Genomic DNA, 6641 nt, shown 5'->3' with positions numbered 1-6641 from the left:
GTTCCGGCTCCGGCCCGGTCGCGGCGGCCGGCTCCGCGTCGCTTTCGCGCCGTTTGCGGGAGCGCCGCCACAGGAAGGTCCCGATGCCGGCCACGACCAGCACCCCCAGCACGACGCCGCCGGCGCGGCCGAGCAGGTGCTCGATGTACTTCGCCGAAGCGCCCGCGGCCCAGCCGATGCCCACGTGCATCATCGACCAACCGGTCGCCCCGACCAGCGAGGTGATCATGAACCGCACGTAACCGAGCCCGCTGGTGCCCGCCGCGGCAGGCACGAAGGTCCGCACCACCGGCAGGAAGCGCGCCACCAGCACCGCCCCGATGCCGAACTTGCGCAACATGCGACACGCCCGGTCCCAATGGTGCACACCGAGCTTGGCGACGGTTTTTCCTTCCCGCATCCGGGCGCCGTAGCGCTTCCCCAGGAAATAGCTGATGTTGTCGCCCGCCGCCGCGCACAACGCCACGGTCAACGACAGCCCGAAGAAAAAGCCCAGATCGGTCACCGCTGCCGATGCGACCAGCAGACCGGTCTCGCCCGGCACCAGGAAACCGACGCCGAGCGTGCACTCCCCCAGCACCAGCGCGCCCGTGACCAGCACCAACAGCGGGTGCGGCAGGGCAGCGACCATGGCCAGGAAATCACTGACGAACGACATGGAACTCCCGGGTCATCGGAATAACTCGGCCTACCGAAACGAAGCTAACCCGCACGACCCTACGGCAACACCGCGATCTACCCGGTCGCCCCCTGAGACGGCCGCGGACGTCACTCGGGGTTTCCCCCGGGTATTCCGGCATTTCCGGAGGACATGCGGGAAATACGCGAAGCCGCGGCGCTATCGGAACCACCGGGTGCGGCAATTCAGCAGGACTTGGTCCACGCGCACTCGAGGTCCGCACCGGCCGCCGGCGGCACCGTGCGCGGCACCGCGGGCACCCCGCGCGCGGGCTCGCCCGGGCCGGTGTACTGCGCGAGCCGCACCGCGATCGCGTCCTCCACATCGGTCGGTGCGTCGGACAGGAAGTCGTTGAGCAGCACCGAGAAGACCAGCGGGCGGCCGTTCGCGGCGGTGACGTAACCGGACAGCGCGCTCACACCGGTCAGCGAACCGGTTTTGGCGTGCGCGTTGCCCGCCGCGGGTGTCCCGCCCATCCGGTTGCGCAGCGTGCCGCCGACCATCCGGTCCGGGTCGGCCGCCACCGGCAGCGCCGCGCGCAAGTCCGCGAACCAAGGGCGCGCACGAACGTTGTCCAGCAGCAACGCCACCTGCTCCGGGGAGACCGAGTCCATCGACGACAGGCCCGAGCCATCGACCTGCCGCAGCCGTCCCGGCTCCAGGCCGAGCCCGGTGAGCCGCTCGCCCAGCACCGCCAGCCCGGCGGGCCAGCTGCCTTCGCCGCGCGCCTGCTCGCCCATGGTCTTGGTCAGCACTTCGGCGTGGCCGTTGTTGCTGAGCTTGAGGAACGGCACGAGCAGTTCGCGCAGCGGCATCGAATCCCGCGCCGCGATCGTCCGGGCACCCTCCGGCACCGCGCCTTCCCCGATTCCTGCTACCTGCACTCCGTGCGCGCGCAGTGCGCGGGCGAACACGTCGAGGGCGTAGGCGGTCGGGTCGGGCACGCTGGTGAACTCCTCGGCCGGTGCCGACCCGGCGGGCACCGAACCGCGCACCACGACCTGATCACTGCCGTGCGCGCGTTCGACCGACAGCGTCGAGGCGGAGTCAGGTGCGCCGGTAACGGCCTGGTTCTCAACGCGCACCGCACCGTTCGGCGGGTCGAGCCGCACCGCTGCCGGCGAGCCCTCGGCGCCCGGGGTGACCCGCACGATCGCCGACCCGGCGTCGAAGTCCTCGTCCGGCGCGACCGTCAGCGCCGAGACAGGCGCCGCGTAGTAGGCGGGTTCGTCGTCCCAGGCCCAACCGGTGCCCAGTGGCACGTCGTCGAACCACGAGTCGTCGCCCAGCAGCCTGCCTTGCACGACGCGCACACCGGAGTCCGCGACCTGCCGGGCCAGTTCGTCGTAATCGGCGGCGAGCATCGTCGGATCACCCGTCCCGCGCAGGTACAGATCACCCGCCAGCACCGGCCCGTTCCGCGGCGCGGCCGTGCGCACGTCGGTGCGGAACCGGTGCTGCGGCCCGAGCTGCTCCAACGCGGCGGCCGCGGTGAACAGCTTCGCGTTCGACGCCGGGGTCGCCCGCGCGCGGGCCTGCCTGCTGTAGAGCACCTGATCGCTTTCCGGGTCCCGCACCACGACCCCGGCGTGCGACCCGTCCAACCGCGGGTCGGCGAGGATCCGGTCCAGATCGGCGGCCAGCCCGTCCGGCGCCGCGGACACCGGGACGGACGCGGCGGGGCCGGTGAGCACTCCGAGCAGGACCAGCACGAACACAGGTGCCCAACGACGCCGCATCGCGCCCCCTCGAGGTCTTCGGGCGCAACGCCGCACCCGGGCACCGCGCAGTCAAGCGGAACCGGACATCGCGGTCAACGCTCGGCGTGTTGCTCGGCGCGAGCACGGCGTGCGGTTCGAGGAGAGCAGGCGAAGCCGACGACCGGGGATCGAGGTGCAGAAGGGATCTCCGCCCTGCGGTCAGTCGACCCGCAGGAGTCCTTCCTGGACCACGGTGGCGACCAGGCGGCCGTCGCGGGCGAAGAAGCGGCCGGTGGTGAGGCCGCGCGCGCCGGATGCGCTCGGGGACGAGCAGTCGTAGAGCAGCCACTCGTCGGCGCGGAACGGGCGGTGGAACCACATCGCGTGGTCCAGGCTCGCGCCGGAGACCTTGTCCAGCCCCCAGTACACGCCGTGCCGCACCAGTACCGAATCCAGCAACGTCAGGTCCGATGCGAACGCCGCCATGCACACGTGCAGCAGCTTGTCGTCGCCGAGCACTCCGTCGGCGCGCATCCACACCTGGCTGCGGGCCTCGCGGGAACCGTTGTCCCTGCGCTGCCACGGTGGGCCGGTGACGTAGCGGACGTCGATCGGCCGCGGCGGGTAGGTGCCGCCGAGCCGGTCCAGCACGCCCCCGGTGAGCTGTTCGCCGTACGTCGGCAGCGATTCCGGGGCGGGCACGTCGGGCATCGGCTCCGCGTGGTCGATGCCGTCCTCTTCGATCTGGAACGACGCCGACAGCGAGAAGATCGCCTTGCCGCGCTGCACCGCCACCACCCGGCGGGTGGTGAACGAACGCCCGTCGCGGGTGCGATCCACCTCGTAGACGATCGGGACGCTGGGATCACCGGGCCGGATGAAGTAGGCGTGCAGCGAATGCACCTGCCGCTGCTCGGGCACCGTGCGCCCGGCCGCGACCAGGGACTGCCCCGCGACCTGGCCGCCGAAGACCCGCACCGGGGCCTCGGCGGGGCTCACGCCGCGGAAGATGTCCTGCTCGATCCGCTCCAGGTCGAGCAGGCCGATCAGCCGGTCCAGCACCGGCTGGCCGTGCGGCACCCCGTTGACGTCCAGCGGAACCGAGCTGTCGATGTGCAGGCCGGCGGGGTCGGCGGCCGCGGCCCGTGCCGCTTCGGTCACTTGTGCTCCTCGGGCGTGTCGTGCGGGTCGGCGGGCGGGAAGCGCCACTGGTTCCCGCCGGCGCGGAAGTCCGCGCGGACCGGCCCGCGGAACCCGGCTCAGACGTGGTCTTCCTCGCCGAGCCGGTGCACCCGGATCAGGTTCGTCGAACCCACGGTGCCCGGCGGAGAACCGGCGACGATGACCACCATGTCGCCGCGCTGCGACCGGCCGAGCGAGAGCATGGCCTGGTCCACCTGGCGGACCATCTGGTCGGTCGTGTCCACTTTATGCACCAGGAACGTCTCCGTCCCCCAAGTGAGAGCGAGCTGACTGCGCACCGACTCCTCCGGTGTGAAAGCCAGCAGCGGCAGCCGGGTGTGCAGCCGCGCCAGCCGCCGCACGGTGTCTCCGGACTGGGTGAACGCGACCAGCGCCTTGGCGTTCAGGCGCTCGCCGATGTCCCTGGCGCCGTAGGAGAGCACGCCGCGCTTGGTGCGCGGCACGTGGCTCAGCGGCGGTGGCGTGGCCGAGCCGGCCTCGACCGCCTCCACGATGCGGGACATGGTCTGCACGGTGTCGATGGCGTAGTCGCCGACGCTGGTCTCGCCGGAGAGCATCACCGCGTCCGTGCCGTCCAGCACCGCGTTGGCCACGTCCGAGGTCTCCGCCCGGGTCGGCCGCGGGTTGTGGATCATCGAGTCCAGCATCTGGGTGGCGACGATGACCGGCTTGGCGTTCTCCCGCGCGATCCGGATGGCCTTCTTCTGCACCAGCGGCACGTGTTCGAGCGGGAGCTCCACGCCGAGGTCACCGCGGGCGACCATGACACCGTCGAAGGCCAGCACGATGGCCTCCAGGTTGTCCACCGCCTCCGGCTTCTCCAGCTTGGCGATCACCGGCACCCGCCTGCCTTCCCGGTCCATCACCTGGTGCACCAGGTCGATGTCGGCGGGGCTGCGCACGAACGACAACGCGATGAAGTCCACCCCGAGCCGCAGGGCGAACTCGAGGTCCGCGACGTCCTTGTCGGACAGCGCGGGCACCGAGACGTCCATGCCCGGCATGGAAAGTCCTTTGTGGTTCGAGACGGGGCCGCCCTCGACGACCTCGCAGACCACGTCGTCACCTTCGACGGCGGTGATGGTCAGGCCCACCTTGCCGTCGTCGACCAGCACCCGGTCGCCCGCCTTGGCATCCGAGGCCAGGCCCTTGTAGGTGGTGGACACCCGATCATGGGTGCCTTCGACGTCCTCGACGGTGATGCGCACTACCTCACCGGTGCGCCACTCGACGGGACCGTCCGCGAACGTGCCGAGACGGATCTTCGGCCCCTGCAGGTCACCGAGCACCCCAACGGCGCGGCCGCTCTCCTTCGCGGCGGTGCGCACGAGGTCGTAGACCTCTTGGTGATCGGCGTGGCTGCCGTGGCTGAAGTTCAGCCGGGCGACGTCCATTCCGCTGCTGACGAGCTCGGCCACCTTCTCCGGCGAGGCGGTGGCGGGGCCCATGGTACAAACGATCTTGGCTCGTCGACTCACATCGGGTCAGCGTAGTCTGTGCGAGCGCGCGTGGAGCACGCGACCACCAGGAACGAGCCGATCGGGATCTTGTCGTGCTGAATCATTACAGGGCAGGCCATTGCGAGCGGGTCCGGCGGTGAGCGCGCGGCTCGCGCACTGCGGGTTCGGCGCGGTCTTCGCGATCAGCCTGCTCGTGCTGTTCACCCCGGAGTCGGGGGTGCCGTCCGCGCCGCCCGGCACGGACAAACTCGTGCACCTGGTGCTGTTCGCGGCGCTGGCGATCAGCGGCTTCCGGATCCCGCAGATCCCGCTGCTGATCGGGCTGATCTGCTACGCGGGACTGTCCGAAGTGGTGCAGGGCCTGCTGCCGCTGGGCCGCAGCGGGGACGTGCTGGACGCGCTCGTGGACGTGCTCGGCGTCGTGGCCGGGTTCGCGTTCACCGCCGCCGTTCGGACGGTCCGACGTGGTCGGCGCACCACTGGTTGAGCTCGCGCAGTTTCCGCCAGCCCTTGCGCACGCGGGTGAGGCAGTCGCGCTGGTGCAGCACGTCGTCCGGTTCCCACCGGCGAACCGCGTAGAGCGTGCGGTGTCGCAGCAGTTCCAGGCGCGGATGATCGGCGGCGAACCCGCGCGGACGGCTCTTGAGGGTGTCGCCGAGGATCTCCCAGCCCGGCCGGAGTCCGTCGACGATCTCGCGCAGCCGCTCGCCGTGCACCTGCTCGTCCACGGCGGTGCGGAAGCGGGCGAGCTGATCGGGTTCGGTGTGGAAGCAGCCGCCCGCGACGAGCATCCCGTCCGCGCTGACCTCCACGTAGCACGCGCCGCCGCCGCGACCGGCTTCGATCACTCCGCCGCAGTGCGTCTTGTACGGCGACTTGTCGCGGCTGAACCGCACGTCGCGATGCGGGCGGAAGACCTTCGCGCGGCCGTTCGCCGCGGCGCTGTCCACACCGGGCGCGAACTCAGCGGCCAGTTCGGACAGCAACGCCTCCATCGGCTCGCGCACGTGCTGCTGGTAGACCGCCTTCTGGTCGTTCCAGTACGCCTTTGAGTTGTCGGCTTCGAGTCCTTCGTAGAACTCGACCGCCCCGTCCCCGAAACCTTCGAAACGCACCCGGCCAGCTTAGGAGCGGGGTCGGACGCTCCGGTCCGCGGTAGGCGGCGAAATCCCGTTGCCGGGGCGCCTACGCTGATCTTGTGACCGTCGAAGTGGCGCGCAGGCACGGCCTCGAGCTGCGGATCGAGGAGGTCGACGAGACCGGGTGGGACTTCCGGGTCCGGCACGGCGCGGACTCGCAAGGCCGGTGGTGGGTGCTGCGGGAGCCGCGGCGCCCGGAGGTGTCGAGCCGCATCCCGATCGAGGCGCGGGTGCTGGAGCTGCTGCGGCCGCGGCTGGATGTGGAGCTGCCCCGGTGGGAGGTGTGCGCGCCGGACCTCGTGGCGTATCGCCGCCTCGGTGGTGCTCCGCTGGCCGACGAAGATCCGGTGACGCTGCCGTACCGCTGGACGGGAACGGCGCCGGACGACTACTTCGGCGCGCTCGGTGCCACGATCGCCGAGCTGCACCGGGTTCCGATCGATGCGGCTGCGGCGACCGG

General features: G+C 71.1%; 7 protein-coding genes. 2 read left to right on the top strand and 5 right to left on the bottom strand.

Annotation, left to right across the window (positions count from 1 at the left end; all coding sequences use genetic code 11):
• The 4 genes from IJH84_RS07735 to pyk all read right to left on the bottom strand — a co-directional run.
• Positions 1-658 (bottom strand): DedA family protein (locus IJH84_RS07735; protein WP_295142053.1); only part of this gene is annotated, 658 nt, incomplete at its 3' end.
• Positions 659-864: 206 nt separating this feature from the next.
• Complete coding sequence (dacB, locus tag IJH84_RS07730) at positions 865-2418, bottom strand: D-alanyl-D-alanine carboxypeptidase/D-alanyl-D-alanine-endopeptidase (protein ID WP_295142051.1); 1554 nt, start codon at positions 2416-2418, stop codon at positions 865-867.
• Positions 2419-2598: 180 nt separating this feature from the next.
• Positions 2599-3498, bottom strand: coding sequence for an acyl-CoA thioesterase II (gene tesB / locus IJH84_RS07725; RefSeq protein ID WP_233627366.1), 900 nt, complete (start codon positions 3496-3498; stop codon positions 2599-2601).
• A gap of 140 nt (positions 3499-3638) precedes the next feature.
• Complete coding sequence (pyk, locus tag IJH84_RS07720) at positions 3639-5060, bottom strand: pyruvate kinase (protein WP_200069957.1); 1422 nt, start codon at positions 5058-5060, stop codon at positions 3639-3641.
• A 118-nt stretch (positions 5061-5178) separates the two neighbouring features.
• Here pyk and IJH84_RS07715 point away from each other — a divergent pair, with 118 nt between their 5' ends.
• Positions 5179-5529, top strand: coding sequence for a VanZ family protein (locus tag IJH84_RS07715; protein ID WP_295142048.1), 351 nt, complete (start codon positions 5179-5181; stop codon positions 5527-5529).
• On the opposite strand, the gene IJH84_RS07710 is transcribed toward IJH84_RS07715, so the two are convergent.
• Complete coding sequence (locus IJH84_RS07710; RefSeq protein ID WP_200069959.1) at positions 5480-6157, bottom strand: DUF2461 domain-containing protein; 678 nt, start codon at positions 6155-6157, stop codon at positions 5480-5482. The genes IJH84_RS07715 and IJH84_RS07710 overlap by 50 nt on opposite strands.
• An 83-nt stretch (positions 6158-6240) precedes the next feature.
• Here IJH84_RS07710 and IJH84_RS07705 point away from each other — a divergent pair.
• The coding region (locus IJH84_RS07705) for a phosphotransferase (RefSeq protein WP_367268981.1) at positions 6241-6641 on the top strand (401 nt) is incomplete at its 3' end.

The sequence above is a fragment of the Saccharopolyspora sp. genome, assembly GCF_017434145.1.
Taxonomy (GTDB): Bacteria; Actinomycetota; Actinomycetes; order Mycobacteriales; family Pseudonocardiaceae; genus Saccharopolyspora_C; species Saccharopolyspora_C galaxeae.
Note: the sequence above shows the minus strand (reverse complement) of the source record. Positions and strands in the feature narration are given on the sequence as shown.

What these genes read in the sequence shown, in the direction of transcription:
- dacB (WP_295142051.1), bottom strand. Translation starts at nt 2,418, where the DNA reads ATGCGGCGTCGTTGGGCACCTGTGTTCGTGCTGGTCCTGCTCGGAGTG.